The 25058-nt window shown below is 67.5% G+C and carries 23 protein-coding genes; 7 read left to right on the forward strand and 16 right to left on the reverse strand.

What is annotated here, in order from left to right; translation table 11 throughout:
- Positions 1-321: 321 nt before the first annotated feature.
- On the forward strand, positions 322-1128 hold the full coding sequence (locus tag F579_RS0106120; protein WP_018138759.1) for an enoyl-ACP reductase: 807 nt from the start codon (positions 322-324) through the stop codon (positions 1126-1128).
- Between the two features lie 119 nt (positions 1129-1247).
- Here the strand turns inward: F579_RS0106120 and F579_RS0106125 are convergent, their stop codons facing one another.
- From F579_RS0106125 to cysM, 10 genes are all read right to left on the reverse strand, one after another.
- On the reverse strand, positions 1248-3149 hold the full coding sequence (locus tag F579_RS0106125; RefSeq protein WP_019023967.1) for a SurA N-terminal domain-containing protein: 1902 nt from the start codon (positions 3147-3149) through the stop codon (positions 1248-1250).
- Positions 3150-3350: 201 nt separating this feature from the next.
- Positions 3351-4118, reverse strand: coding sequence for a 3-deoxy-manno-octulosonate cytidylyltransferase (gene kdsB, locus F579_RS0106130; protein ID WP_019023966.1), 768 nt, complete (start codon positions 4116-4118; stop codon positions 3351-3353).
- Positions 4119-4125: 7 nt separating this feature from the next.
- Positions 4126-4320 (reverse strand): Trm112 family protein, encoded by a 195-nt coding sequence (locus tag F579_RS0106135; protein WP_012982008.1) that lies wholly within the window; start codon positions 4318-4320, stop codon positions 4126-4128.
- A 29-nt stretch (positions 4321-4349) separates the two neighbouring features.
- Positions 4350-5375 (reverse strand): tetraacyldisaccharide 4'-kinase, encoded by a 1026-nt coding sequence (lpxK, locus tag F579_RS0106140; RefSeq protein ID WP_019023965.1) that lies wholly within the window; start codon positions 5373-5375, stop codon positions 4350-4352.
- 2 nt (positions 5376-5377) lie between these two features.
- Entirely contained in the window at positions 5378-6517 is a 1140-nt protein-coding gene (locus tag F579_RS0106145; protein WP_019023964.1) for a glycosyltransferase N-terminal domain-containing protein, read from the reverse strand.
- Between the two features lie 35 nt (positions 6518-6552).
- Complete coding sequence (locus F579_RS0106150) at positions 6553-6978, reverse strand: biopolymer transporter ExbD (RefSeq protein WP_018860498.1); 426 nt, start codon at positions 6976-6978, stop codon at positions 6553-6555.
- Entirely contained in the window at positions 6975-7619 is a 645-nt protein-coding gene (locus tag F579_RS0106155) for a MotA/TolQ/ExbB proton channel family protein (protein ID WP_018860499.1), read from the reverse strand. The genes F579_RS0106150 and F579_RS0106155 overlap by 4 nt, the downstream gene beginning before the upstream one ends.
- Before the next feature lie 35 nt (positions 7620-7654).
- The gene (rlmD, locus tag F579_RS0106160) at positions 7655-8983 is read right to left on the reverse strand and encodes a 23S rRNA (uracil(1939)-C(5))-methyltransferase RlmD (protein ID WP_019023963.1); all 1329 of its coding nucleotides are present in this window, start codon (positions 8981-8983) and stop codon (positions 7655-7657) included.
- Complete coding sequence (locus F579_RS0106165) at positions 8983-9789, reverse strand: 3'-5' exonuclease (RefSeq protein WP_019023962.1); 807 nt, start codon at positions 9787-9789, stop codon at positions 8983-8985. The genes rlmD and F579_RS0106165 overlap by 1 nt, the downstream gene beginning before the upstream one ends.
- A complete protein-coding gene (gene cysM, locus F579_RS0106170; protein WP_019023961.1) occupies positions 9786-10697 on the reverse strand; it encodes a cysteine synthase CysM in 912 nt (303 codons plus the stop codon). The genes F579_RS0106165 and cysM overlap by 4 nt, the downstream gene beginning before the upstream one ends.
- A 220-nt stretch (positions 10698-10917) precedes the next feature.
- Here cysM and F579_RS0106175 point away from each other — a divergent pair, with 220 nt between their 5' ends.
- On the forward strand, positions 10918-11625 hold the full coding sequence (locus F579_RS0106175; RefSeq protein ID WP_019023960.1) for a MarC family protein: 708 nt from the start codon (positions 10918-10920) through the stop codon (positions 11623-11625).
- Between the two features lie 22 nt (positions 11626-11647).
- Here F579_RS0106175 and F579_RS0106180 read toward each other — a convergent pair whose 3' ends face one another.
- Together F579_RS0106180 and F579_RS0106185 are read right to left on the reverse strand one after the other, a co-directional pair.
- Entirely contained in the window at positions 11648-12982 is a 1335-nt protein-coding gene (locus F579_RS0106180) for an MFS transporter (RefSeq protein WP_019023959.1), read from the reverse strand.
- Between the two features lie 63 nt (positions 12983-13045).
- On the reverse strand, positions 13046-13684 hold the full coding sequence (locus F579_RS0106185; protein ID WP_019023958.1) for a TIGR02281 family clan AA aspartic protease: 639 nt from the start codon (positions 13682-13684) through the stop codon (positions 13046-13048).
- A 107-nt stretch (positions 13685-13791) separates the two neighbouring features.
- Here F579_RS0106185 and F579_RS0106190 point away from each other — a divergent pair, with 107 nt between their 5' ends.
- The 3 genes from F579_RS0106190 (at position 13792) to ispG (ending at position 17036) form a co-directional block, all read left to right on the forward strand.
- Positions 13792-14622 (forward strand): hypothetical protein, encoded by an 831-nt coding sequence (locus tag F579_RS0106190; protein ID WP_019023957.1) that lies wholly within the window; start codon positions 13792-13794, stop codon positions 14620-14622.
- On the forward strand, positions 14603-15697 hold the full coding sequence (locus tag F579_RS0106195) for a hypothetical protein (protein ID WP_019023956.1): 1095 nt from the start codon (positions 14603-14605) through the stop codon (positions 15695-15697). The genes F579_RS0106190 and F579_RS0106195 overlap by 20 nt, the downstream gene beginning before the upstream one ends.
- A 112-nt stretch (positions 15698-15809) precedes the next feature.
- Positions 15810-17036 (forward strand): flavodoxin-dependent (E)-4-hydroxy-3-methylbut-2-enyl-diphosphate synthase, encoded by a 1227-nt coding sequence (gene ispG / locus F579_RS0106200; protein WP_019023955.1) that lies wholly within the window; start codon positions 15810-15812, stop codon positions 17034-17036.
- Between the two features lie 128 nt (positions 17037-17164).
- Here ispG and F579_RS0106205 read toward each other — a convergent pair whose 3' ends face one another.
- The 4 genes from F579_RS0106205 to F579_RS0106220 form a co-directional block, all read right to left on the reverse strand.
- Positions 17165-17821, reverse strand: coding sequence for a TorF family putative porin (locus F579_RS0106205; protein ID WP_019023954.1), 657 nt, complete (start codon positions 17819-17821; stop codon positions 17165-17167).
- A gap of 83 nt (positions 17822-17904) precedes the next feature.
- Positions 17905-19290, reverse strand: coding sequence for a magnesium transporter (mgtE, locus tag F579_RS0106210; RefSeq protein ID WP_019023953.1), 1386 nt, complete (start codon positions 19288-19290; stop codon positions 17905-17907).
- A gap of 609 nt (positions 19291-19899) precedes the next feature.
- The gene (locus tag F579_RS0106215; RefSeq protein WP_019023952.1) at positions 19900-21471 is read right to left on the reverse strand and encodes a PAS domain-containing methyl-accepting chemotaxis protein; all 1572 of its coding nucleotides are present in this window, start codon (positions 21469-21471) and stop codon (positions 19900-19902) included.
- Between the two features lie 156 nt (positions 21472-21627).
- Positions 21628-23001 carry an HDOD domain-containing protein gene (locus F579_RS0106220; protein ID WP_019023951.1) on the reverse strand — a complete coding sequence of 458 codons (1374 nt, stop codon included), beginning with the start codon at positions 22999-23001 and terminating at the stop codon, positions 21628-21630.
- A 110-nt stretch (positions 23002-23111) separates the two neighbouring features.
- On the opposite strand from F579_RS0106220, the gene motA reads away from it, so the two are divergent.
- On the forward strand, positions 23112-23963 hold the full coding sequence (gene motA, locus F579_RS0106225; RefSeq protein ID WP_018138782.1) for a flagellar motor stator protein MotA: 852 nt from the start codon (positions 23112-23114) through the stop codon (positions 23961-23963).
- Between the two features lie 19 nt (positions 23964-23982).
- A complete protein-coding gene (motB, locus tag F579_RS0106230) occupies positions 23983-24960 on the forward strand; it encodes a flagellar motor protein MotB (protein ID WP_019023949.1) in 978 nt (325 codons plus the stop codon).
- Positions 24961-25058 lie beyond the last annotated feature (98 nt).

Genomic DNA, 25058 nt, shown 5'->3' on the forward strand with positions numbered 1-25058 from the left:
GATGCAGACCGCACTTCGCGCACTATAGCAATCCCGCCCGCCGCTCTCACCGGGTGCAGGGGAACACTGACCAATGTACACACTCGCGTTGGCACCCCTGTGCAGAATGACTGCACGGCAGTCACCGCGCCTCGTTCACACACAAAGGCGACTCGAGCGCGAGCGTGTACATTGGTCAGTGTTCCCCTAGCTGGCCCGACCCGCGGCACATCGGTATGATCCCGAGACAGTCGCGTCGGCACTGGGTTCCCGCCCGGTCCGGCCGCCACGGGGCGGCCCCTTTCAAGGGCGCCGACACGAACCAGATTCAAGGAGATTCACATGGGTTTTCTGAAGGGCAAGCGCGCGCTGATTGTCGGCGTGGCCAGTAACCGCTCCATCGCCTACGGCATTGCCTCGGCCATGCATCGCGAGGGCGCCGAGCTCGCGTTCACCTATCAGAACGAACGGTTGCGCGACCGTGTGGAGAAGCTGGTCGCCGATTTCGACTCCGACATCCTCGTGCCCTGCAACGTCGAGGACGACCGCGAGATCGAGCAGGTCTTCGAGCGTCTGGACGATTACTGGGACGGCGTCGATATCCTGGTGCACTCGGTCGCCTTCGCCCCGAAGGAGCAACTGGACGGCGATTTTCTCGACAACATGACCCGCGACGGCTTCCGCATCGCCCACGATGTCAGCTCCTACAGCCTGGCGGCCCTGGCCAAGGCCGGTCGCGGCATGATGAAGGACCGCGACGCCTCCATCCTGACCCTGAGCTACCTCGGCGCCGAACGCTCCATGCCGAACTACAACGTGATGGGTCTGGCCAAGGCCAGTCTCGAGGCCAATGTCCGCTATCTCGCCTACACCTTGGGCCCGGAAACCACTCGCGTGAATGCGATCTCCGCCGGTCCGATCCGCACGCTGGCCGCCTCGGGCATCGGCGAGTTCAAGCGCATCCTCGACCACGTCGAGGCGAACGCGCCGCTGCGCCGCAACGTGACCACCGAACAGGTCGGCAATGCCGGGGCCTTCCTCTGCTCCGACCTGGCCTCCGGGATCACCGGCGAGGTGATGTACGTCGACTCGGGCTACAACACCGTCGGCCTGGGCGCCGCCGAGATCGGGCTCGACAAGGACAGTTAAGCGCCCGCCCCGGCCGTCCGGCTGGCAGGGTACGCGACCCACGAAAAAGGCCCGGCCCGCTTTCGCGGACCGGGCCTTTTTATGTTCGGCGGTTTCGATGAACCGCCCGTTGGGTGCGACTAGTCCAGATTCTCCGGATAACGCTTGATATCCGCCTCGGATTCCAGCCAGGCCAGATAGGCACGGAACTCGGCGCTGGCATAGGCATTGCGCATCAGTTCGCGGGCCTGCTGACGCATCGCCTCGTCCGCCTCCTGCTCGTCGAGCCTGACTTCATGCAGGATCGCGACAGCGAAGTCGCCACTCCCCAGCCGAGTACCGCTGATCTCGACGGTGTCCTCGCCCGGGGCCGACAGGCGGAACAGGTGCTGCTGCAAGCCACCGGGCACGCTGTTATCGCCATCCACCGGCGAATCCCGGCGTACCTCGCGCTCCATCTGCCAGGCGTCGTCATCCTCGATGGCATCTGCCCAGTCGTCGGCGTCACGCAGCTGCGCGATCAACTCCTCACCCGCTTCGCGGGCGGCTTCGGCGGCAGCCTCGCGCCGCAGACGCTCGCGGATCTCGTCCTCGACCTCGGCCAGCGGACGGACCTCGGACGGCTCGTGCTCCTCGATTCGCAGCACGACAGTCGAGCCATCCTGCAGGTCGATCGCCTCGCTGTTGTGACCATCCTCCAGCACGCGTGGATCGAAGGCCGCATTGCGGATCGAACGGTGCTGGGCGATGCCGTCGCCGGAGCCGCGGGTAAACCAGTCGCTGGTCTGGATCTCCAGACGGGTCGCCTCGGAGGCCGGCTCCAGGCTGTCCGGGTATTCGGCGGCCTGCCCCATCAGGTCATCCAGGGCGTCGATCTGCATCTGTTCGGCGCTGCGGTCGCGCAGATCGCGTTCAACCTCGTCCCGCACGTCCTCGAACGGTTGCGGGCGGGCCTCCTGGATAGACGTCACCTCGAGGATGAACCAGCCCCGATCAGTACGCACCGGGCGGCTGATCAGCCCCTCCGGCAGCGTGAAGATGATGGTCTCGAGCGTGCGATCCAGGTCGCCGCGGGCGATCTCGCCGAGGCTGCCGCCACGGTCGGCACTGAGGCTGTCCTCGGAATAGGCTTCGGCCAGCTCGGCAAAGTCCTCGCCGTCGTCCAGGCGATCGCGCAGTTCGTTGATCTTCGCCTCGCCTTCCTCGCCGGTGTCCTGAATCCGGATCTGGCGCACTTCGCGCAGCTCCGGTTCTTCGTAGCGGCTGCGGTTCACCTCGTAGTGCTGGCGAATATCGTCCTCGGATACATCCACCGCGTCTTCCAGTGCCTCGGGGTCGAGCTGCAGGTAGGCGATACGCACCCGCTCTTCGGTGGTGAAATCGTCCTGATTGGCCTCGTAATAGGCCTCGATCGCCTCGTCGTCGACCACGTCCGGCTGGTCGAAATCATCGACCGGGAAGATGCGCCAGCTGGCGACACGCGTCTGGTTGCGCAGGCGGCTGAAGTCATCCACCACTGCATCCGCCGGGAAGCCCGTGGCCTGGATGCCGCCCTGGAGCTGCGACAGGATGATCGACCGGCCGATGTCGCGCTCGAAGTCCGACGGGCTCAGACGCTGCGCATTGAGCAACTGCGCATAGCGCTCGCGACTGAACTGGCCACCTTCCTGGAATACGGGCATCCCGCGGATCTCGCGCGAGATGCTGTCCCCTGCGGCCTTGAAGCCCGCCGAGTCGGCTGCCTGGCGCAGCAGTTCCTGGCGAATCAGGGTCTCCAGCGCCTGCATGCGAATGCCCTCCTCGTCGAGCAGGTCATCCGGGATCTGGCCACCAAACATGCGGGCCATCTGGTCCCGCTGTGCGCGCGCCTCGTTGTGCACGTCGCGCACCTGGATATCGGTCCCGTTGACCTCGGCCGCGACGAGCGGGCCGGAGCCACCGAAATATTCCCCGAGCCCCCAGACAGCAAAGGGGATGGTAATCAGGCCGATAATCACATAGGCGAGCCAGCCGCTCGCCCGGTCGCGAATTGCTTGCAGCATGGTGGTCTCTGCGTGCTCCGGGGTCGCCCCGGCGCTTGGTGCCGGGGGTTTCAGAATCAATCAGCGATGGTAGCAGGAGCGGCGCCCCGCGTCTGCGCCAGCCCCCGGCCGAAGCCGGGAAATTCGCTCACCAGGGAGACACTGATCGAATCGCACGTTAGCGCGCAAGTCGCTTTTGCGCGCGATTCGATCAGTGGCTCCCTAGACGCGGGTACGCCCCGACAGCAGGGCATCCACTCGGTCGAGGTCCTCCGGGGTATCGACACCCGGCGGATGCGCCTCGCCGCGACGGCCGACCTGGATCCAGGCACCCATGGCCAGGGCCCGCAGCTGCTCGAGCTGCTCCAGCTGTTCCAGGGCGGCGGGTGGCTCGGCACTCATGCGACGCAGAAAGCCGGCACGGTAGGCATAGACGCCAAGATGCCGGGTCGCCTGATCCAGCGCCGGGGCACGGCCTTCCCGATGGGCCTCGCGATCCCAGGGGATCGGGGCACGCGAGAAATACAGGGCGCGCCCCGACGCATCGGTGACCAGCTTCACCTGGTTCGGGTCGGCCAGGTCCTCTGGGCGGCGGATCGGGACGCCGAAGGTCGCCATGTCCGCTTCCGACGCGTCGGCCAGCAGGCGGGCCAGGTCATCCAGCAGCGGCCCCGGGGTCAGCGGCTCGTCACCCTGCAGATTGACCACGATGGACTCGTCGCCCCAGCCCTCGGCGGCAGCCACCGCCGCGATGCGGTCGGTACCGGAGGGCAGGTTGGGATCGGTGGCAAAGGCCTCGACCCCGCACTGGTGCGCGACATCGAGGATACGCTCGTCGTCCGCCGCGACGATCACGCGCGAGGCCCGGCTCTCCTTCGCCCGGGCGATCACATGCGCGATTAGCGGGCGCCCGGCGACAGCCGCCAGCGGCTTGCCCGGCAGCCGACTGGAAGCCATCCGGGCCGGGATCACGACATGGAAGGCGGCCATGGAACGCTCAGGCGTCGCGCCAGCGCTCCTTTTCCTCGTCCGACAGGGCGCGGGCCTCGTCCTCCAGCATCACCGGGATTTCGTCGCGGATCGGATAGGCGAGACCGGCGGAGACGGAGATCAGTTCCTGGTTCTCGCGGTCGTACTTGAGCGGGCCCTTGGTCACCGGGCAGACGAGAATATCGAGCAGACGCTTGTCCATTTAATACCCCAATAGTAGTTGCGACGCGGTCAGATCAGCGTCTTCTTGATTCGGGCGACCGTCTCCAGACGGGCCAGCAAAGCCGACTCGAAGGCGGACGGCACGCGGGCCGCAATCGGCCAGTACCAGTGATTCTCCTGCGCGAACGCCCGGCATTTTACGGCATCCTTCTCGGTCATCAGAACCGGCAGCCCGTCACCGAAGCGGATCTGGTGCGGACGAAAGCGGTGATGATCCGGAAACGGGTGGCGGATGATGTCGATCTGGGCCGCCTCGAGCATGCGAAAGAAGCGCTCCGGGTCGGCGATGCCGGCGACCGCATGGGCATCGCGACGGGCAAAGCGATGCGGCTTGTAACCCTCGCCATGCCCATCCACGCGCTGCAGACGGCTGGACGGCACCAGCTCCATCGCGAACTCGCCGGGGCCGGGCTCGCCCCCGGTCACCAGCACGAAGTCCGCCCGCTCCCGCGCGGTCTTCGGCTCGCGCAACGGCCCGGACGGCAGACACAGGCCATTCCCCAGCCGGCGCTTGCCGTCGATCATCAGGATGGTGATGTCACGCGGCAGGCGGTGATGCTGCATCCCGTCGTCGGCAATCACCACATCCACGCCCTGGTCCGTCAGCGCCCGCGCCCCGCGCACACGATCGCGGTCGACCTGCACCGGGACCCCGGTGCGCTGTGCAATCAGCAGGGGTTCGTCCCCGACCACCACGGGGTCGGACAGCGGGGTCACTCGAATCCCCGCGACATCCCCACGCCCGCCGTAGCCCCGGCTGACGATACCCGGACGATACCCGGCATCCGCCAGGCGCTTCGCCAGCCAGATGGTCATCGGGGTCTTGCCGCTGCCACCCACCGTCAGGTTGCCGACCACGATCACCGCCTTGGCCGGGATCGTGATGCCCCGCCGGGCCTGCTCCAGACGATGGCGATTCCACTCCACCGCCCCGGCATAGGCCAGCGACAGCGGGTACATCGCCGCCGCGAACGGCCCGCGCTGACACCACTGATCCCAGATTCGGGCGCCCAGCCACGCCTTGAACCGGCCCATGGCTACCAGTCCCAGACCCGCCGCAGCACGGCATCGAAGTTGGCATCCACCTGCCGGCGCTCCTCCCAGAAGCGCCGCCGGGCCGCATCGCCCTGCTGGCGCCGGGTGGCGGGGTCGTCCCGCAGGCGCGCCCAGGCCTCCAGCACGGCGGCGGAGTCCTCCAGCACCGGGCATGGCACCTCGGTTGCCGGCGCCTCCCCCAGACTCACGGCCGCGCCCCCCGCCAGCCCCTGCCAGAGGGCCTGACGGTCGGGCGCGGCCAGGTGTACCGCATGCGCGGCGCTGGCGGCGGCCGCAAACCAGCGCCGGTCATCCAGATGCAGGATGGCCCCCGGCGCCAGCGCCGAGCGATCCCAGTCCGAGACCCGCAGCCCGGCCCCCGGGAGATCGCGCGCAGTCGCCGCCGCCCCGCCCCGGCGACTGGCCAGCAGGATATCGGTCGCCCCCATGCCGGAAGCCTCCCAGGCCGCACGCCACGCCGACCACTGGTCGTCACGTCCATGCCACCACCACAGCCGCTGCACCTCCCCGCCCACCAGGGCGCGCAGGACCACGTCCGCCTGGGCCTCGACGAAGCGCGCCTGGGGATCGGCGACCGGCAGTGTGTCGGCCACAGCATCCTTGGCCCAGCTCGTGGATGTGTTCAGGGGCCAATACTGGTCCACTGGCCGCGCGGGTTTCCACGTGGGGGTACGGGTATTGACCACCACCACCGGGCATCGGGCCTGCGCCAGCAGGCTGCGCGGGGCATCGCCCCCGGCCAGGAGGATGCCGTGGGGCTGGAAGCGATCCAGGACACGGCGCACCACGCGCGGGCGATCACAGGGGCCATAGCCCACTCCGACCTTCCTGAACGGCTGCATATGGCGCTCGAACAGTTCGGGGTAGTCCTGCTCGAAGGTCAGCACGATGCGCACGTCCTGACGCTTGTCGCGCACGGCGCCCAGCAGCTCAATGCCCAGGCGTACATCCTCGGGGGTGCCGCCAGCCTTAATCCAGACCAGACGCCCGCGCTCGGCGGGCGGGCTCAAAAAGCCGCGGCGCGCCCGCGCCCGTACCCCGTTGCCCTGGCGATAGTCGCGCCAGACGGCACGCCAGACCGGCAGCGGGCGATCACCGTAGCCCGCTGCCTCATCCCCCATGCGCAGCCCCGGAGGCGGCATGTTCGCGCGGGCCCTCAGTCATCGTCGCCGCGCTCGCCCAGGGTCGCGATCGAGACCGAGGTAATGCCCAGGCGGCCGACCACGTCCAGCGCGCGCACCACCGACTGATGCGACGCATTGGCGTCGGCGCGGATCAGCACGGGGTCATCCTCGCGGCCCTCACGCGCCTCGGACAACACGCGCTCCAGGGTCTCGGCGCGACGGTTGACCAACTCCTGGCCGTTGACGAAGTAGTTGCCGTCGGCATCCACCACGATATCCAGCCAGGCCCGCTCGACCGCTTCGGCCTCGCGGTCGGCCGAGGGCAGGGTCAGTTCGATGTCCGCATGCTGATCGAAGGTGGTCGAGACCATGAAGAAGATCAGCAGCAGAAACACCACATCAATCAGCGGCGTCAGGTTGACGCCCGGCTCGTCATGGTGCGGCCTGCGAAAGTTCACGCGGTGACTCCGCCTTCCGGCGTGGCAGCGGTTGCGTCCCGCTCCCCGTGGATCACCTCGACCAGCTTGGTCGCCTCCTGCTCCATCTCCAGCACCAGTTCATCGATGCGGCCCCGGAAGTAGCGGTGGAAGGCCAGCGCCGGGATCGCCACACCGATGCCGGCGGCGGTGGTGATCAGGGCCTGGGAGATACCCCCGGCCAGATCGCGCGGACTGCCCACGCCGATCTCGGTGATCACGGTAAAAACCTCGATCATCCCGACCACGGTGCCGAGCAAACCCAGTAACGGGGTGATCATCGCGATGGTACCCAGCGTGTTCATGTAGCGCTCGAGTTCGTGAGCCACCCGACGGCCGGCCTCCTCGATGCTCTCCTGGGTAATCTGGCGCGCGCGGTCATGGGTGGCCAGGCCGGCGGCCAGCACAGCACCCAGCGGCGAACCGGCACGGATGCGCTGGATATCCTCCAGGGTCAGCCCCTGCATGCGCATCTGTTCCCAGATCGTGCCGAGCAGGCGTGGCGGGACCACGCGCGAACGCCGCAGCGTCCACAGGCGTTCCAGCACAATCGCCACCGCGAGTACGGAACACAGCAGGATCGGCAGCATCAGCCAGCCGCCTGCCTGTACGATCTCCAGCATTCGGTCTCTCCCTCTTGGCTCGTCGGGCCGGCGCGTCAGTCGCGCCGGAACACGGCCATGGATTCCACATGGGCGGTATGCGGGAACATGTCCATGATCCCGGCCCGCTCCAAGCGATAGCCATGATGATGCACCAGGCGCTCGGCGTCACGGGCGAGCGTGGCCGGGTTGCAGGAAACATAGACCATGCGCTCGATGCGCTGCGGCGCCAGTGCCTCGATCACCGCGGCCGCGCCGGTACGCGGCGGGTCCAGCAGTACGCGGTTGTAGCGTTCGGCCAGCCATGCGGCGTTCTTCAGGGCCTCGACGTCATCCAGATCGGCGCGTTCGTAGCGGGTGTTGGCGATGCCCTGGTCGCGGGCATTGGCGCGCGCCCGTGCCAGCATCGCGTCGTCCACCTCGACACCGACCACCTCGCCCTCGGGCACCGTGCGCGCCAGCGGCAGGGTGAAGTTGCCCAGCCCGCAGAACAGATCCAGCACCCGCTGGCCCGGCTGCAGGTCCAGCGCGGCCAGCGCCTGCGGGACCATCTTGCGGTTGATGCCGGCATGCACCTGGATGAAGTCCGTGGGCATGAACGGGACCGACACGCCGTAGTCCGGGTGGCGATAGACCAGTGGCTCGATCGGCCCGGCCAGCGGTTCCACCGTCTCCGGGCCGCCAGGCTGCAGGTACACCTGAATGCCCTCGGCCTCCGCCCAGGCCGACAGGCGCGCGCTGTCCGCCTCGGACAGCGGATCGAGGTTGCGGAAGATCAGCGCCACGCGCTCGTCGTCATCCACCGCCACCTCGATCTGCGGCAGGCGGTCGCGCGCCTCGAGGCCGCCGATCAGCTCGCGCAGGGCCCGAATGCGCTGCCCCACGGCCGGGTGCAGCACCTCGCAGTGGCCCATCTCGGCCAGATACGGGCTGCCGCGCTCGCGAAAGCCAACCAGCACCCCGCCCTTCTTCGGCACGTACTTCGCCCCCAGCCGCGCGGTGCGGCGGTAGCCGAGGGTGGTGTCGGTCAGCGGCTCGAAACGGGCCTCCGGGGTCACGTGGCCGATACGCTCCAGGGCATCGAACAGGGCCTGCTCCTTGATCGCACGCTGGTTCTCGATGGAGGCATGCTGCAGCTTGCAGCCGCCGCACAGGCCGAAAAACTCGCAGGGCGGTTCGACCCGGCCCGGGGCCGGCTCCAGCACCTCGACCACCTCGGCGCTGTCGAAGCGGCGCTTGCGCCCGGTCTGCTGGGCCATCACCCGCTCGCCCTTCAGCGCCCCGTGGATGAAGCAGGCCTTGCCATCGCGGCGGATCACGCCCTGGCCATCCAGCGTGACCTCCTCGATGGTGGCCTCGAAGGGGGTCTTGTCGATGCGTGCCATCAGTCCGCGCGTCCGGCCGGCTGCCAGGCGTCGAGGAATTCCCGGTGGTGGGCCGCGCCGCTGGCCTCCAGGTACTCGGCCAGCTGCTGCTGCCGGCTGGCCAGGGCCGCGTCGGTCAGATTGCCGCGCATGTACTCGAAGCGCAGCCAGACCAGATAGGTGTTCAGCACGTCGTGCTCCACGTAGTCGTGGATCTCGCGGGCGCGGCCGTCGCGCCAGGCCGGCCAGACCTGGGAGCCGTCCATGCCCAGCTTGCCGGGAAAGCCGAGCAGGCTCGCCATCATGTCGAGGCTGGTGACCGCGCGGCCCTGGAAGCCGGCCAGCACGTCCATCAGGTCCACATGGCGCCAGTGGAAGCGCGACAGGTAGTTGTTGTAGCGAAACTCGCGGTCGTCGTCGCCCTGCTCCCAGTAGCGCGGGGCCTGCACACCGTTGACCAGCGCGCGGTAGTGCAGCACCGGCAGGTCGAAGCCGCCGCCGTTCCAGCTGACCAGCTGCGGCGTGCGCTTGTCGATTACATCGAAGAACTGGCGCAGCAGCTCGGCCTCGGTCGGCGCCTGGCCGTCATCGCCCTCGCGCCCGAAGGCAGAGAGCTTCAGCGCGTCGCCGCCCTGGTAGAGCACGCCGATGGAGACGATGCGGTGCAGCGGGTGCTTCAGGAACTCCGTGCCGGCCTGCGCGCGGCGCAGGGCGAACAGCGCCTCGGCCACCTCGTGATCGTCGAGGCCCTCGAAGTCGTGCAGGCGCCGTGCGCCGTCGATGTCGGGGACGGTCTCGAGATCGAAGACCAGGATCGGGGCACTCATGCGGGAAACACGCCGGTGGAGATGTAGCGGTCGCCGCGGTCACAGATGATCGCAACGAAGGTGCCGCCCTCGGTCGTGGCCGCAAGCTTCAGGGCCGCGGCCACGGAACCGCCGGAGGAGACCCCGGCGAAGATGCCCTCCTCGGCAGCCAGCCGGCGCATGGTGTCCTCGGCCTCCTCTTGGGTCACGTCCACGGTCTGGTCCACGCGCGAGGCCTCGAAGATGGTCGGCAGGTACGCCTCCGGCCAGCGCCGGATACCGGGGATCGACGATCCCTCGGTGGGCTGCACGCCGACGATCTGCACGCTGGGGTCGCGCTCCTTCAGATAGCGCGACACACCCATGATGGTGCCGGTGGTCCCCATCGCCGAGACGAAGTGGGTCACCGTGCCCTCGGTGTCGCGCCAGATCTCCGGCCCGGTCCCGATGTAGTGGGCATCGGGGTTATCCGGGTTGCCGAACTGGTTCAGTACCCGGCCCTTGCCCTCGGCCTCCATGCGGTCGGCCAGGTCGCGCGCGCCCTCCATGCTCTCCTCGCGCGAGACCAGCACCAGCTCGGCGCCAAAGGCCTTCATCGACGCGCGGCGCTCGGCGGACATGTTGTCCGGCATCACCAGGATCATGCGATAGCCCTTCATCGCCGCGACCATCGCCAGCGCGATGCCGGTATTGCCGCTGGTGGCCTCGATCAGGGTATCGCCGGGCTGGATGTCCCCGCGGCGCTCGGCCGCCTGGATCATGTTCAGCGCGGGCCGATCCTTGACCGAACCGGCGGGATTGTTGCCCTCGAGCTTCACCAGCACGGTGGACGGCAGATCCGCCGCCATGCGCTGCAGGCGCACCAGCGGCGTGTTGCCGACAAAGTGCTCGAGGGTCGGGAAGGATTCGGGATGCAGGCGTTTCTTCATGCGCGCAGAGTATAACGACCGGGCCCCGTCCCTGCCCATGCACGCGACGGTCCGGCGTCGGGGCTTCCCATGGAGATTGCTTCGTCGCGTTGCTCCTCGCAATGACGCGAAGGGGGGCACCGTCATCGCGAGGCGCGAAGCGTCGTGGCGATCGGTATGACCAGGCCACCTGCGCGAGCCTGCCTCGCAACCTTGCGGGTTCCGGCCTAAGCTCAAACTCATGCTCGTGTTGCTGGAATACCTGGTCGTCACCTTCCTGGCGGTGTTCGTGATCGTGAACCCGCTGACCACGGCGTTCATCTTCATGGCGATGCTGCCGCGCGCATCGGAGGAGAAGCGCCGGGCGATCGCGCTGCGCTCGGTGAAGGTCGCCACCTCCCTGCTGTTCGCCTTTGCCCTGCTGGGCGGGGTGATCTTCCAGCTGTTCGGGATCACCCTGGCGGCGTTTCGCATCGCCGGCGGGATCATCCTGTTCGGCATCGCGATCGGCATGATCCGGCAGAAGGGGGCGACCGAGAAGGAGACCGCCGAGGAGGTCAAGGCCGACAAGGGACAGGTGACCGAGGACATCTCGGTGATCCCGCTGGCGATCCCGTTCATGAGCGGCCCGGGCGCGATCGCCACGGTGATGATCCTGACCAGCGAGGCCCCGACCGTCTATCACACGGGACTCGTGTTCCTCGGCGTGCTGGCCTGCATGGTCGCCTGCTACTACGCGATGGTCTACTCGCGTTATATCGTCCAGTACCTGGGCGACACCGGGAAGGACATCCTGACCAAGGTCTTCGGCCTGATCCTCGCGGTGCTGGCCGTGCAGTTCGTGATCAACGGCATCAGCGACGCCGCGATCGGGTTCATGCTGGATACGCAGATGCTGGACGAGAACGAGGTGGAGGACCCGCGCGTGCCGGCGCGCGATCACGATTAGGGCACCGCAACGGCCCTCCGGGTCAGGCCGTATCGGGCTCGCGGTTGCGCCGAGCGAGATGCACCGGAATCGACGCCAGCAGGGCGGCCACGAACAGGAACAGGCAGAACAGGATGGCGTTGGCCAGGCCCAGCCAGGCCTGCAGCAGGCCAATCCCGACCAGGCCAAAGATCGCGGCCGCCCGCGCCGACAGCGCCCAGAAGCCAAACCAGCGCCCCGCCTCGCGGACCGGCACCATCATGCCCACCAGCGCGCGCCCGGCCGACTGCGCGGCCCCCAGACACAGCCCGGCAATGATCCCGACCCCGAGAAACACCATCTGCGCCTCAACGGGCTGGCCCAGCAACGCGCTCAGCCACTGTGCAATGGCCGAGGTACCGAAGATCGCCAGCACCGCCAGCGCCCACAGCGCCAGGGTGATGCGGTAGATACGCACCGGCCCGACGCGGTCCATCAGGAAGCCAAACCCGATCGCCCCGATGATCGCCGTGACCTGGGTGATCACGAACATCGCGATGCGCACGGACTCCTCCCACTGGATCACCTGCGAGCCGTAGATGAAGGTGAAGGAGATGATGATGTAGATCCCGGCCATCATGAAGAAGATGGACACATACAGCGCACGCAGCTCGCGGCGCTGAGCCAGGGTGACCAGCGCCTCGCGCACGCGGCGCCAGCCCAACCCCAGTTGCAACCGCCGACGCATCCGCCGGCGCGTGCCGCGCTCTTTCAGGAACAGGAAGGTCGGGATCGCGGAAATCAGGAAGAAGGCCGCGGCGAACGGCCCCACCCAGCGGATGCGCTCGAAGTTCTCCTCGCTGACATCGCCCAGCAGACCCAGGGCAAAGGCGGTGGCAATCAGCCCGCCGACATAGCCCATGCCCCAGCCGAGCCCGGAGATCCAGCCGAGCTTCTCCGGCGGCCCGAGGCTCGGCAGGAAGCTGGCGATAAAGGATTCGCCAATCGCATAGCCAAAGTTGGAGGCGATGATTAGCGCCATGCCGAAGACCACCAGCCCCGGCTCGACGAAGTAGAGCATCGCTGTGGCAACCACGGTCAGCATCCAGGAGGCCATCAGGAAGCGCTTGCGCGAGGCCGTGGCATCCATGATCGCACCGGCGAATGGGGCGGCGATCACCACCATCCCGTAGCTGATCGCCAGGGCCAGGCTCCACAGCAGATTGCCCAGCCGGTAGTCCGGCCCGTCGCCGACGATGATGCGGGTGAACAGATCGCCGAAGATCACCGTGATGATCAGCAGCGTGTAGGCCTGGTTGGCAAAATCGAACATCGCCCAGCCGAAGATCTCGCGGCGCGGGGCGGGGGCATCGACGGGGTGACGCCGGATCAGCGGCATAGGGAGATCAGCAGTGGTGGACTTGCGGCATCCTAACGCGAATCCGCCCGGCAGTTTTTGAGCTTACGGCCGGATGGTGTAGGCCCCGCCGTCGAACTCGACCTCGAAGGCATCCAGGAACGCCTGGCCCAGACGCGAGCGCGGCAGGTCCTCGTCCGTCAGGACAATCACCGGGACGTCATCGCGGGCCAGATGCCCCAGTTGCAGGCGGTCAACGCGCAACGAACGCCCCTCTACCCTTCCACGGGCGCGTTCGACACGGACCGACTCCCCGCGATCCGGATCGAGACCCGCGCGCCGGGCATCGCGTTCGCGCAGCAACACCCACTCGGCCTCGGGATCAACCACGAAGGTCACCGCGTGGCCGTTGACCCCGCCGGTGACCGCGTGCTCGCCCGCCGAATCCCGATGCACGGTAACCCCGGCGCCACGCCGGTCGGCCTGGGGGGCACCGGCGCCGCGGGGGCGTCTTTCCACCCGAAGTTCACGACGCTCGCCGGCGCGCTCGACCACCGCGCCACTGCCGGAGATGCGCAGCACCCGCACCCCGCCCGGTCCGGTCTCGCCCTCGCCGACCAGCGCGCGCTCGCCGTCGACCGACAATACGACCTGATTGCCGAACACGGCATGCAGCTGCCAGTCCTCCGCCGCTACCGGCGCGGCGAACAGACAAAGCAGGATGATGACGGCGGTGCGTGGCATGCCCCGGTTATACCCTGACCACCTGAACCGTACCAGAACGGCTTCTCCCTGCATCGCGCGACGCCTGCGCTTGCTACCATCGGGAGACATCCCTTGCGGAGTCATGCATGTCCGCCACTGCCCTCGCCGCCGCGGTGCCCACCCGGGCGCCGGCCAACGCCGCCCGCCAGCTGTTCACGCTGGTGCTCCTGCTGATGGGGCTGTGGCTGCTCCACCTGAACCTGCGCGTGGCGCCCGAGGCGGTAATCCTGGCCCTGTGGATCGGGGCGACCCTGCTGATCGGCTACGGCGGCTTTCGCCGCCACCGTCTGCGCCGGGCCGCCTTCCTGCGCGGCTACCTGGATGCGGAAAGCCCGTGGAGCGAACGCCTGCGCGGCGGCCCGCTGATGGCGTTGCGCCACCTGCTCGTGGGCGCCCTGCTGGGCGGGCTGCTGGTGCTGGCGCTGGCCCGCATCCAGACTCCGGCGGTGTGGGCGATCCTGGTCGCGGGCGCGCTGGCACTGGTCCTGCTGGAGGCCGCCTTTGCCCGTCTGATCGCCGGTCATGCGCACCCGCGGCTGGCCCCGGAGCTGGCCCGGCGCGGCGCCTTGTGGATCACCGGCGGCGGGCTGACGCTGGCGTTGCTGGTTCTGGCCCTGCGTGGCTGGTATCCGGACCTTTCGGGCGCCTCGCTGGAACAGGTGATCTGGTTCATGGTGGAGCACGAAGGGGCCCGCAGCGCGGTGCTGGAGATCGGGCTGCAACTGGCCGCGGCCCAGGACGGGCTACGCCTGTGGCTTGGCCAGCAGTGGCTGCCGCCTGGGGCCCAGCCTCTGCCGGTGCTGGTGGCCTGGTCGCTGCTGCTGATCGAACAGGCATTCCTGGCCGCCGGCTTCCTGCTGCTGGCCAACGGGCTGTTCCCGCCGCGTGATCCCGGCGATGACCCCGCGCAACCGTAGACTCCTGCGGACCTTGGTCTGGTTCGCGCTGACCGCCCTTGCGGCGGCCGCGTTCCTGGCCCAGGTCGATCGCCACGAGCCGCGTCAGTGGGACGACCAGGCGCATGTCGAGCTGGAGTTCGAGGGCGAGCGCTATCGGCTCGACGGCGACCGGCTGAGCCGCCTGGAGCGCTTCTCGCTGGAGTGGCTGGAGGCCGGTGACGAACAGGTCCGAGCCCAGTGGCAAACCCGTATTGATCACAAGCTGGACCAGCATTTCCAGATCCTGCACGACCGCGTGCCCGAGGTCGCGGACTGGTACTTCTCGCTGGGTGCGGAATATCAGCGCCTGTTGCTCCGCGGCGCCCAGTGGCTGGGCACGGCCGAAGACGACGCGGCCACGCGGGCCCTGCGCGACCGGCTCCTGCCGGCAGACCTCTGGGACGGCCCCCTGCAGACGCTGGCCGAACGGGCGCAATGGGGTCTGGACGAGGATCAGCGCAAGGTCCGCGATGCCTGGCGCATCGCCCTGACACGCGAGATGGCCGACGCCCGTGTACCCGCCACGCCGGCGGCCCTGCAGTCGCCGATCGAACAGCACGCGCGCATCGAGCGGGCCCAGCAACTTGCCAGCGCAATGGACGCGGATCTCGCCCGGCTGGAACAGCGCGCGGGCCTGGCGGCCACTGCCGCCGCCGGAACGGGACTGGCCACCCCGCTGATCGCCCGTGCGGTCCAGGCCCGGCTGGCGGCCCAGGTGGCGCGCAGTGGCGGTGCGGCACTGACCCGGGCCGGGCGCGCGGGGGCCCTGGGCGCAGGCGTCTGCGCCTGGAGCGGTCCGGTCTCGCTCGGCTGCGGAATCGTGGCCGCCGGCGCGGCCTGGGTCGGGACCGACTGGGTGCTGCTGCGCATCGACGAGGCGCGCCACCGCGAGGATCTCGAGGCCGCCCTGCACGAGGCCCTGGACGCCCTGCATACCGAGACCCGCCTGACCTGGCAGCAGGCCATTGCCGAGCATGTCGAGGCACGCCACTCGGCCAGCCGTGAGGCGATCGACCGGACCTTTCAGCCGTGGAAGGCGGCCCTGAATCCGTGAACCGCGGCACCCGTTGCAGCCCCGGCAACCCCTGCGCGCCTGCGGCGTCTCGGCAGCGAGCGGGGCCTGCGTTACACTCCGCGCACCGAATTGACGCGCCCGCTGCCTCGACATGAACACGACCTCCACCCGCCGCAAGACTGTCCCCGTTCGCATCGGCCCTGTCACCGTCGGTGGTGATTCCCCGGTGATGGTGCAGTCGATGACCAACACCGATACCGCCGATGCGCTGCGCACCGCCGTGCAGGTGGCGGAGCTGGCGCGCGCCGGCTCCGAGGTCGTGCGCATTACGGTCAACTCCGAGGACGCGGCGAAGGCGGTGCCGGAGATCCGCGAACGGCTGGAGGCCATGGGGCTGGAGGTGCCGCTGGTCGGGGACTTCCACTTCAACGGGCACAAGCTGCTGACCAAGTACCCGGAGTGTGCCGAGGCGCTGGCCAAGCTGCGCATCAATCCCGGGAATGTCGGCCGTGGTTCGAAGCGCGACGCCCAGTACGCCGCGATGATCGAGACCGCGATCCGCTACGACAAGCCGGTGCGCATTGGCGTGAACTGGGGCAGCCTGGATCAGGCCCTGCTCGCGCGCATGATGGACGAGAACAGCCAGCGCGCCGAGCCGGCCGCGCCCGAGGCGGTGATGCAGGAGGCGCTGATCGCCTCGGCACTGGAGAGCGCGGCCGAGGCCGAACGCATCGGGCTGGCCCACGACCGCATTATCCTCTCGGCCAAGGTCAGCGGCGTGCAGCCGCTGATCAGCGTCTACCAGGACCTGGCCGCGCGCTGCGACTACCCGCTGCACCTCGGTCTGACCGAGGCCGGCATGGGTGCGAAGGGCATCGTCGCCTCCACCGCCGCGCTGGCCGTGCTGCTGCAGCAGGGCATCGGCGACACCATCCGCATCTCGCTGACCCCGGAGCCCGGCGGCGACCGTACCAAGGAGGTCCTGGTCGCCCAGGAGATCCTGCAGAGCATGGGGCTGCGCAGCTTCCTGCCGTCGGTGGTCGCCTGCCCCGGCTGCGGTCGCACCTCCAGCGAGTACTTCCAGCACCTGGCGCAGGACATCCAGTCCTACATCCGCCAGCAGATGCCGAACTGGAAGCAGCAGTACCCGGGTGTGGAGGAGATGACCGTCGCGGTGATGGGCTGCGTGGTCAACGGCCCCGGCGAGAGCAAGCACGCCAACATCGGCATCTCCCTGCCCGGCACCGGCGAGCAGCCGGTGGCCCCGGTCTACGAGGACGGCGAGAAGACCGTGACGCTCAAGGGCAAACGCATCGCCGAGGAATTCCAGGCCCGCGTCGAGGCCTACATCGAACGCCGCTACGGCCAGACCGCCTGACGCGGCACCCCCGACTGAAGCGAAGCGAAGTGCCGGGATCCCCGGCGTTCGGCCTCTGCTGCAGGATCCCGGACCACCACCGCGCGGCGTCCGGGATGGCGCCGTAAGCCCAAGCTCCTACACGAGCGTCAAAAGTGGACGCTGTAGCCTCCGACCAGCAGGTGTTGCGCGCCGCTCTCGTCGCGAGAGGCGTAGGTCAGCGAGAAGGTGCCGAAGTCGGTCGCGTGTGCCGCACCCAGCTCCCAGAACTTCGCGCCGTTGTCATCGGCCGGATCGTCATAACCCAGCCCGCCGAAGAGCTCCGTGCGCGGAGCCACCTCGTGCCCGGCCCCGACAAACCAGACGCGACTGCCCTCGGCATCGCGATCGTCGGCGTGCGCGACATACGCCACCTCGGCAAACAGCGGCCCCCAGTCGGCGCCCAGGAACAATTCACCCTCGTCTTCGTCGTCCAGGCTGGAGTAGTGGAAGTATTCGTAGCCGAATTCGATGCCGATGGGGCCGGCGTCGAAGCCATAGCCGACGAACGGCACGATCTCGGTGCCACGGCCACTGCCAAGGCTGGAGGCCTGCACACCGGTGAACACGCCGGTGGGGAAGCCCAGCTCGAAGCCGCCCTGCACCACCGGGTCGTTGTCCGACTTGGTCGCGCCGTCGTCGATGTAGTCGGTGAACACGCCAATGTTGAATTCGGCTTCGGCGGCCTGGATGGCCGGCACGCCGAAGGCGAAGACCCCGGCCACGGTGGCGGCCAGCACGCCGCGATGGAAGCTGCGATGGTTCATGTCGATTCCTCTTTGCTCGATCGTTCTTTGCAGGCGTGTTGCCGGATTCTGTATCCGGCAACACAGTTCGGGTTCCCCGGCATTCACGCCGGCATGTGCGCACTCAGCAGCCAGGCGGCCATGCCGAAGTACACGGCCAGACCGGTGAAGTCCTTGATGGTGGTGATGAACGGATCCGCGCCTGGCGCATGGTCCACACCGATTTTCAGCAGTACCCACGGCAGCAGGAAGCCCAGGATCGACGCGGTAAACACCGAGACAAACAGCGCCACGCCAACCACGATGCCCAGCTCCGGAATGCCGTTCGGCGCACCCTGCCAGAAGTGTGCGATGGTACCGGCGATGACGGCCATCACAACCCCCATGGCCAGGCCTACGCCCCCCTCGCGGACCAGGTGCGCGCGGAAGAATCGGCCCAGGTTGATATGCCCCAGGGCAAGCCCGCGGGCGAAGATCGTGGTCGACTGCGTGCCAACGTTGCCGCCCATGTCCATCACCAGCGGGATGAAGATGGCCAGCGCAACCACCGCCGCCAGGGTGTCCTCGAAGAAGTCGATCACCCCGCCTACGGCCAGACCACCGGCCAGCGTCACCATCAGGAAGGCCATGCGCACCTTGACCGCATAGCCGATCCCGCCGGAGGTCAGCTTCTCCGAGCGCACGACATCCTTCTGGTGCAGCAGGTCGCCGATCCCGGCCTTCTTGTAGAAGTCCTCCGAGGTGTCTTCCTCGAGCACGTCCATCGCGTCGTCGATGCGCAGCACCCCCACCAGCACGCCATCGGCATCCACCACCGGCAGATACGGCAGATCCGTGCGCTGCAGCAGGCGGGCGGCCTCGACCTTGTCACCGTCGGGCGTGGTGTAGAAGTCCTCCAGTTCGATCAGATCCCCAACCGTCTGGCCGGACTCCGCGCGGAACATCCGGCCCAGGCGCACCAGCCCCTTGTAGTGGTGGTCGCGATCCGTGATCAGCAGTGCGGCCCCGATATCGTCCGGCATATTGCGATCGTCGCGCAGGCGGGAGGTGACCTCGCTGACGGTCTCTTCCGGAGTCACCCAGAACACCGGGCGACGCATCACACGAGCCACGGTGTCCTCGTCCTGACGCCACAGGGCGCGTACCTTGTCGCGCTTGGCCCCGGGGAGGGCATCCAGCAGGTCATCCGCCAGGGACTTGCCCACCAGCGCCAGAGACCGCGCCAGGGTGTAGGCCGGCAGGGCCTGCACCAGCTCGCGGGCCTCCGGCTCGGGCATATGCTCGAACAGGATCGCCTGTTCTTCGTCGTCCATTGCCAGGAAGATGGCGCGACGCTCATTGGTGTCCACACCCGCGAGGATTACCAAGCGGGAACGCGGGTCCAGTTCCGACAGGCGGTTGGCGGTGATGGCCGGGACCGGATGGATCACCTCGTCGCGGGCAGCACCCACGTCACCGGCATGAATCATTTCCAGAATCTTGTCGTTCATTGCAATGCTCCTTGTGCTTAAAAAAATAAAAAACGCACACGGGGCATTACAAAAGACAAAAGAATCCCGTGACCGCTGGTGGCGGTCTTTTACAAAACCCCCATCAGCGAGACGAACACCTTTTTCCTTTGCTCACTGCCCCGCAGTGATATTCCGGATCTAGACCCGGGGTCGTCGTTTTCAGGCGCTGGCATGGCGACCTCCTGCTGGTTGTTCATAGGTACAGTCCACTCCGCTGCGCGCACAGCAACGCACGCACCGGCCCGGAATCCGAGCAGAGGCGGAATATCATCGAATGGCATGGGGCAGCGCGCCACGCGCAAGGGCGGGCGCAGAACGGGCTTGGGGGCTGGAGAAACGCCCGCGAGGGACGCTAGGGGGAAGGCGTTCTGTCACCCCCCCGGAGTCACGCATATCGCTGACACCGGAGGGCACCACCGTTCTACCGGGTGGCGGGACCCCGCTGGCAACGATATGCACGCTCGTACCGGCCACCGGCCCGACGCTCATGCATCCATCGACAACAGTCCATTGACAGACCTCTGCTACTCAAGATGGGCGCGATTGTAGTGACGACCATTCACTTTCGCAACCCCGTAAATAAAATCTCTACACGGACTTTTGTTCAAAACGCTGGATCAGCGCCTTGAGTTCGGCGGCCTCGGCCAGCATGCGCGCGCTGGCATCGCGTGCATGCACCGAGACCGAACCGGTTTCGCTGGCGACATCACGAATGGAGGTCACGTTGCGGTTGATCTCCTCGGAGACCGCGCTTTGTTCCTCGACCGCCGTGGCGATCTGGGTGTTCATCTCGGTGATCTGGGCGACGGCCTCGCGGATCGTGGTCAGCGAGTCGCCCGCCGCCTGGGCCTTTTCCACCCCGTCGGCCGCCTGCTCCTGACTGGCGCGCATCGCAGACATCGCCTCGCGCGCACCGTTTTGCAGGGTCTCGATCATGTTGCGGATGGTCACCGTGGACTCGTCAGTACGCTGCGACAGCGAGCGCACCTCGTCGGCCACCACCGCAAAGCCGCGCCCGTGCTCGCCCGCACGCGCGGCCTCGATCGCGGCGTTCAGCGCCAGCAGGTTGGTCTGTTCGGCAATCTCGCGGATCACACCCAGGATCTTGTCGATCTCCTCGGTGCTCGCCTCCAGCTTGCCCAGCTTCTCCGCGGTGGATTCCACCTCGGCTGCCATACGATTGATCACGGCAACCGTGTCGTTCACGACCTCCTGCCCGGCCCCGGTCTCCTTCTCGGCGTGGTTCGCGGCCTCGGCCGCGCGCGCGGAATTGCCGGCCATCTCCTGGATGGTCGAGCTCATCTCGTTCATCGCGGTGGCAACCTGGTCGATCTCGTTCTGCTGGCGCTCCACCCCCGAGGCCGTCTGATCGACGCTGCTGGCCATCGCCTGGGCATCCCCGGCCACGGCATCGGCCTTGTCCTCGATGCGGCCCAGCACCGTGCGCAGCTTCGCCTCGTTGAAGTGCTGGATCAGCTCCAGCGACGCGCTGTCGTCGCGACGCCCGGTATAGATCGCCTCCATCACGGGGTTGTCGAACTGCTCGCGGGCGCGGTTAACGGCCTGCCGGATACCCGTGGTCAACGCCAGCGACACCCCGCCACCGGCGACGAAGATCAACGCCAGCAGGCCGGCCAGGGCCAGCGGCGAAGGCGCCAGAAAGACGGCGGCCAGCGCCAGCAGGAAGCCCGCGAGCCAGGTTCCCGCAAGACGCCAGATGAGGCTGTGATACCAGCGCCGCGCAAAGCTCCGGCCCCGGTTGAGCGCGGCATAGACCTGCTCCGCGCGAGCAACATGCTCGCGCTCCGGGATGGCCCGCACCGACTCGTAACCGGTCTTGCGGCCGTGCTCGTAGGCGGGCGTTACAAAGGCATCCACCCAGTAGTGGTCACCGTTCTTGCGCCGGTTCTTGACGATGCCCATCCACGGGTGATCCGCCTTCAGGGTCTCCCACATGTTCGCGTAGGCGGCCTCCGGCATGTCCGGGTGGCGCACGATGTTGTGGGCCGATCCTTCCAGCTCCTCGCAGTCGAAACCGCTGACCGTAACGAAGTCGTCATTGGCGTAACGGATGCGGCCCTTCTCGTCGGTGGCCGAGATCAGGTCTCCGTGGGCCTCCAGGGAATACTCGGCCTGAGTAACGGGAAGGTTCTTGCGCATAAGGGACGAGGTCCTGTTGTTCCAGTGTCGGGGTGGAGCCGAAGCGGCAGACACATGGCCTCGCCTTCATGCGCGACCATATATGCACCACCCGATATAACGGCCAGGGCCATCGTAGCTTGAGGCACGGGCCAGCCGATCGTGTACGAGAAAAGACTAACCGGTGCTCGAGGCTGCCTGCACAACGTGGCAGAAACCCTTGAACGCTCGGTCGTCGAGGGCATGCTGGCGACTGCGGCGATCGGCATACACCAGACCGATCACCTGCCCCTGGTCCCGCACCGGCGCATAAAAGGCATCGACCCCTCCTGTCAGGGCCTGGATCGCCTCCGGCAGTGCCACGCCCGGGTAGTGGCGCCCCCACCAGGTCGGCGTGTCATCCTCCAGCACGGCCTCGAGCGGCCCCAGGGCAGAGCGCTCGATCACGAAGTGGCTGAACTCCGGTTCGTGCAGTGTGCCGACCATATGTTCGGCCCGCAGTGATTCGCCGTCGCGCGCAAGCCGCGCGAATACCACCCGGTTCAGTCCCAGCCCGAACTGCATCACGCGCAGCATGCGCCGCAGCCGCGACACGCGGTTGGTGTCCTCCTGCAGTCGCGCCAGCCCCTCCTCCAGCACATCGGCACGCGGGCAAAGCGCGAGCCGCGTGCGGTGGCGCGCGCCGAGCCAGACCGACCCGGGTGTCGCGGGATTCAGGGGCTCGATGTGATACACGTCGGCATCTTCATTGAAGCGCTCGATGATCTCCGACAGCCGGTCTGCGACCACCTTCTCGTTGACTCCCGTCAGGCCGGCCAGCAGGCGCAGGTCGCGATCGCCCCGCACTGTGTCCATCCCGCGCATGATCTGCCAGGCCACCGCACTGGCGACCATGACCTCGAAGGCACGCGGATGTACAGCGTTGACCGCACGCTGAGTCCCCACGACCAGTTCGGGCAACTCCATCGCCTCGGTCATCGCGCGCGACAGGTCGTCGGTCGCGTAGCCCAGCGCGGTATAGCTGGCCTCGTCTGGCAAGGCATTGAGCTCCAGCATGGCAAGCAGACGGCCCAGGCGTGGCTCGCCGGCCACCAGGAGACCGAGCAGGCCCAGCTGATTCAGCAGGGCGGCCAGACCGACTTCCTCCGGCTCGGAGTCGCGTCGACGCTGGGCGACGTCGGCCGCGATCATCGCCGCCAGCCGCGACTGGGCCGCCACCTGCCGATATCGCTGCGGTTCAAGTACAACCTCGCCAACCGGCGGGGCCATGCGGACTTCATCGCAGACGTTCTGCAGACCGAGCATGGCGATGGCATCAGGCACTGAATGCACCTCCTGGCGCATACCGCGGCGCGAGCCGTTCGCACGCAGGACCAGACGCAGTGCAAGACCGGGGTCGCGCTCCGCCCACTGGCCCAACTCTCGCAAGGAGCGCTGCACCAGCGCGTCGGGCTGGGAAAAGGCGACTGCACTGGCTTCCAGAATCGGCCAGTCGAGTCCAGCCAGGCGATGTGCCTGGTCGCTGTAGGGCGCGCCCTCATCCTGGGCCATGCTGTACCTCGCGCGGGGGAGTCGTTATCGTTATGGCCGTCACTATATCAACAGCGAACGCGTGACCGGCGTCACCTTCGCCCCATCGACCAGCTCGGGGTTCCCGTTTCGTGAAGTACTTTCTAGGCATCGTCGTCGTATTCTCGTCGGTCTTCGGGGGATACTACTTTCATGGCGGCGACCTTCGGGTCATGTGGCAGCCGTACGAATACTGGATCATCGGGGGTGCAGCGCTGGGCGCATTCCTGATTGCCAACCCGCCTCGAGTCGTCATCACCGTCTTCAAGTCCATCCCCAGCCTGATGAAGGGCAGCAAGTACAAGTCGGACGACTACCTCGACCTGCTCGCACTGATGTACAAGCTCTTCACCAAGGCCCGCAAGGAAGGGCTGATGGGAGTGGAGAATGACATCGAGGAGCCGGAGAACAGCGAGATCTTTCAGGCCCACCCGCGGATCCTGCAGGATCACCACGCGATGGAGTTCATCACCGATTACATGCGCCTGATCATCTCCGGCAGCATGAACCCGCATGAACTCGATGCCCTGATGGATCTGGACCTCGAGACCCATCACGAGGAATCGCACAAGCCCGCCCACGCCGTGCACCGCGTTGCGGAGGCCCTGCCCGGCTTCGGGATCGTCGCCGCGGTGCTGGGGATCGTAATGACCATGGGCAGGCTCGACGGCTCGATCGAGGAGATCGGCTCGAGCGTGGCGGCCGCGCTGGTCGGCTCATTCCTCGGGATCCTGCTGGCTTACGGCTTTGCCGGACCGACCTCGACGGCGCTCGAGACCCGCGCCCAGGAAGAAGCCAAGTTCCTGCAGTGCATCAAGGCCTGCATCCTGGCCAATGTCCAGGGCTACAGCCCGCAGGTCGCCGTCGAGTTTGGCCGCAAGACCATGGAAGGCGCCATGCGCCCGAGCTTTACCGAGCTCGAGGAGCACGTGAAGGGGGCCTGACCGCCTCCGGATCAGCCACATGGGCGTCGAGGACAAGACCCAGCCGATCATCGTCAAGAAGAAGGTGGTCAAGGGCGGCCACCACGGTGGCGCGTGGAAGATCGCGTTTGCCGACTTCACCCTCGCGATGATGGGTTTCTTCCTGGTGTTATGGCTGCTCGTGGCGCTGGACGACGAACAACGCGCCGGCATATCCGAGTACTTCCAGAACCCTTCCGCATTCGTCGGCGAGGCCGCCGCGCCCGGCCAGGCACCGGGCGATGGGACCGGGGTCGATCCCTCGCTGATCGACTTCGAGGGCATGCCCGAGCTGATCCAGGACCCCGAGGCCATGGAGGCACCCATGGGGCTGGATGGAGAGGCGTTGGACGAGCTGGCCGAAGCCCGCGACCGCGAGGCCCTGGAGGCACTTCAGGAAGCCTTGGAGGAAGCCCTGAGCCAGAGCCAGGCCCTGGAGCCCTACAAGGACCAGTTGCTGCTGGATATCACTCCCGAGGGACTGCGCATCCAGATCATCGACCGCGAGAATCGGCCGATGTTCGACACGGCAAGCTCCACCCCCCTTCCGCACGCGGACGCGATCCTGCGTGAGCTCGCAAGCCTGATCAACCAGGTGCCGAATCGCATCTCGATCACCGGCCACACCGATGCCCGCCCCTTGCTGCGTCCGGACTATTCCAACTGGGAGCTTTCGACCGACCGCGCCAATGCCGCACGCCGTGCGCTGATTGCGGGTGGTACCGAATCGGGACAGGTCGCACGGGTTGTGGGCCTGGCCGACAGTGTGCCGTTTACCCGCGACGACCCGGAGGCGGCCATCAACCGGCGCATCTCGATCATCGTGCTCAATCAGGAGGCCGAAGAGGCGATGCGCAAGAGCCTCGAGGGCGAGACCTACGCACCGGAATCCGAGCCCTTCCCTGAGAGCGAGAACGGCCCGGGCACACTGATCGAACCCCAAACGCCCATCGACGAAACCGCCCCAAGCGACACCTAAGCGCTACGGCCGCCTCTCGCGCACGCCTCGGCGTGCGCTCGCAGCAACAGTGCCGACCGCATGCCGGGCTCAAGCCGGGCCGCACGGGCCCGCCCCTC

Source organism: Thioalkalivibrio sp. ALJ21 (assembly GCF_000378605.1).
GTDB lineage: Bacteria > Pseudomonadota > Gammaproteobacteria > Ectothiorhodospirales > Ectothiorhodospiraceae > Thioalkalivibrio.

Excerpts from the sequence above, each read along its gene's own strand:
- rlmD (WP_019023963.1), bottom strand. The coding sequence starts at position 8,983 with ATGGCACGCATCGACAAGACCCCCTTCGAGGCCACCATCGAGGAGGTC.
- F579_RS0106165 (WP_019023962.1), bottom strand. The coding sequence starts at position 9,789 with ATGAGTGCCCCGATCCTGGTCTTCGATCTCGAGACCGTCCCCGACATC.
- F579_RS0106215 (WP_019023952.1), bottom strand. The coding sequence starts at position 21,471 with ATGCGCAAGAACCTTCCCGTTACTCAGGCCGAGTATTCCCTGGAGGCC.
- F579_RS0106180 (WP_019023959.1), bottom strand. The coding sequence starts at position 12,982 with ATGCCGCTGATCCGGCGTCACCCCGTCGATGCCCCCGCCCCGCGCCGC.
- ispG (WP_019023955.1), top strand. The coding sequence starts at position 15,810 with ATGAACACGACCTCCACCCGCCGCAAGACTGTCCCCGTTCGCATCGGC.
- F579_RS0106145 (WP_019023964.1), bottom strand. The coding sequence starts at position 6,517 with ATGGGGGATGAGGCAGCGGGCTACGGTGATCGCCCGCTGCCGGTCTGG.
- F579_RS0106125 (WP_019023967.1), bottom strand. The coding sequence starts at position 3,149 with ATGCTGCAAGCAATTCGCGACCGGGCGAGCGGCTGGCTCGCCTATGTG.
- cysM (WP_019023961.1), bottom strand. The coding sequence starts at position 10,697 with ATGAAGAAACGCCTGCATCCCGAATCCTTCCCGACCCTCGAGCACTTT.
- mgtE (WP_019023953.1), bottom strand. The coding sequence starts at position 19,290 with ATGAACGACAAGATTCTGGAAATGATTCATGCCGGTGACGTGGGTGCT.
- F579_RS0106175 (WP_019023960.1), top strand. The coding sequence starts at position 10,918 with ATGCTCGTGTTGCTGGAATACCTGGTCGTCACCTTCCTGGCGGTGTTC.
- F579_RS0106185 (WP_019023958.1), bottom strand. The coding sequence starts at position 13,684 with ATGCCACGCACCGCCGTCATCATCCTGCTTTGTCTGTTCGCCGCGCCG.
- F579_RS0106220 (WP_019023951.1), bottom strand. The coding sequence starts at position 23,001 with ATGGCCCAGGATGAGGGCGCGCCCTACAGCGACCAGGCACATCGCCTG.
- F579_RS0106135 (WP_012982008.1), bottom strand. The coding sequence starts at position 4,320 with ATGGACAAGCGTCTGCTCGATATTCTCGTCTGCCCGGTGACCAAGGGC.
- kdsB (WP_019023966.1), bottom strand. The coding sequence starts at position 4,118 with ATGGCCGCCTTCCATGTCGTGATCCCGGCCCGGATGGCTTCCAGTCGG.
- F579_RS0106155 (WP_018860499.1), bottom strand. The coding sequence starts at position 7,619 with ATGCTGGAGATCGTACAGGCAGGCGGCTGGCTGATGCTGCCGATCCTG.
- F579_RS0106195 (WP_019023956.1), top strand. The coding sequence starts at position 14,603 with ATGACCCCGCGCAACCGTAGACTCCTGCGGACCTTGGTCTGGTTCGCG.
- motB (WP_019023949.1), top strand. The coding sequence starts at position 23,983 with ATGGGCGTCGAGGACAAGACCCAGCCGATCATCGTCAAGAAGAAGGTG.
- F579_RS0106190 (WP_019023957.1), top strand. The coding sequence starts at position 13,792 with ATGTCCGCCACTGCCCTCGCCGCCGCGGTGCCCACCCGGGCGCCGGCC.
- F579_RS0106120 (WP_018138759.1), top strand. The coding sequence starts at position 322 with ATGGGTTTTCTGAAGGGCAAGCGCGCGCTGATTGTCGGCGTGGCCAGT.
- lpxK (WP_019023965.1), bottom strand. The coding sequence starts at position 5,375 with ATGGGCCGGTTCAAGGCGTGGCTGGGCGCCCGAATCTGGGATCAGTGG.
- F579_RS0106205 (WP_019023954.1), bottom strand. The coding sequence starts at position 17,821 with ATGAACCATCGCAGCTTCCATCGCGGCGTGCTGGCCGCCACCGTGGCC.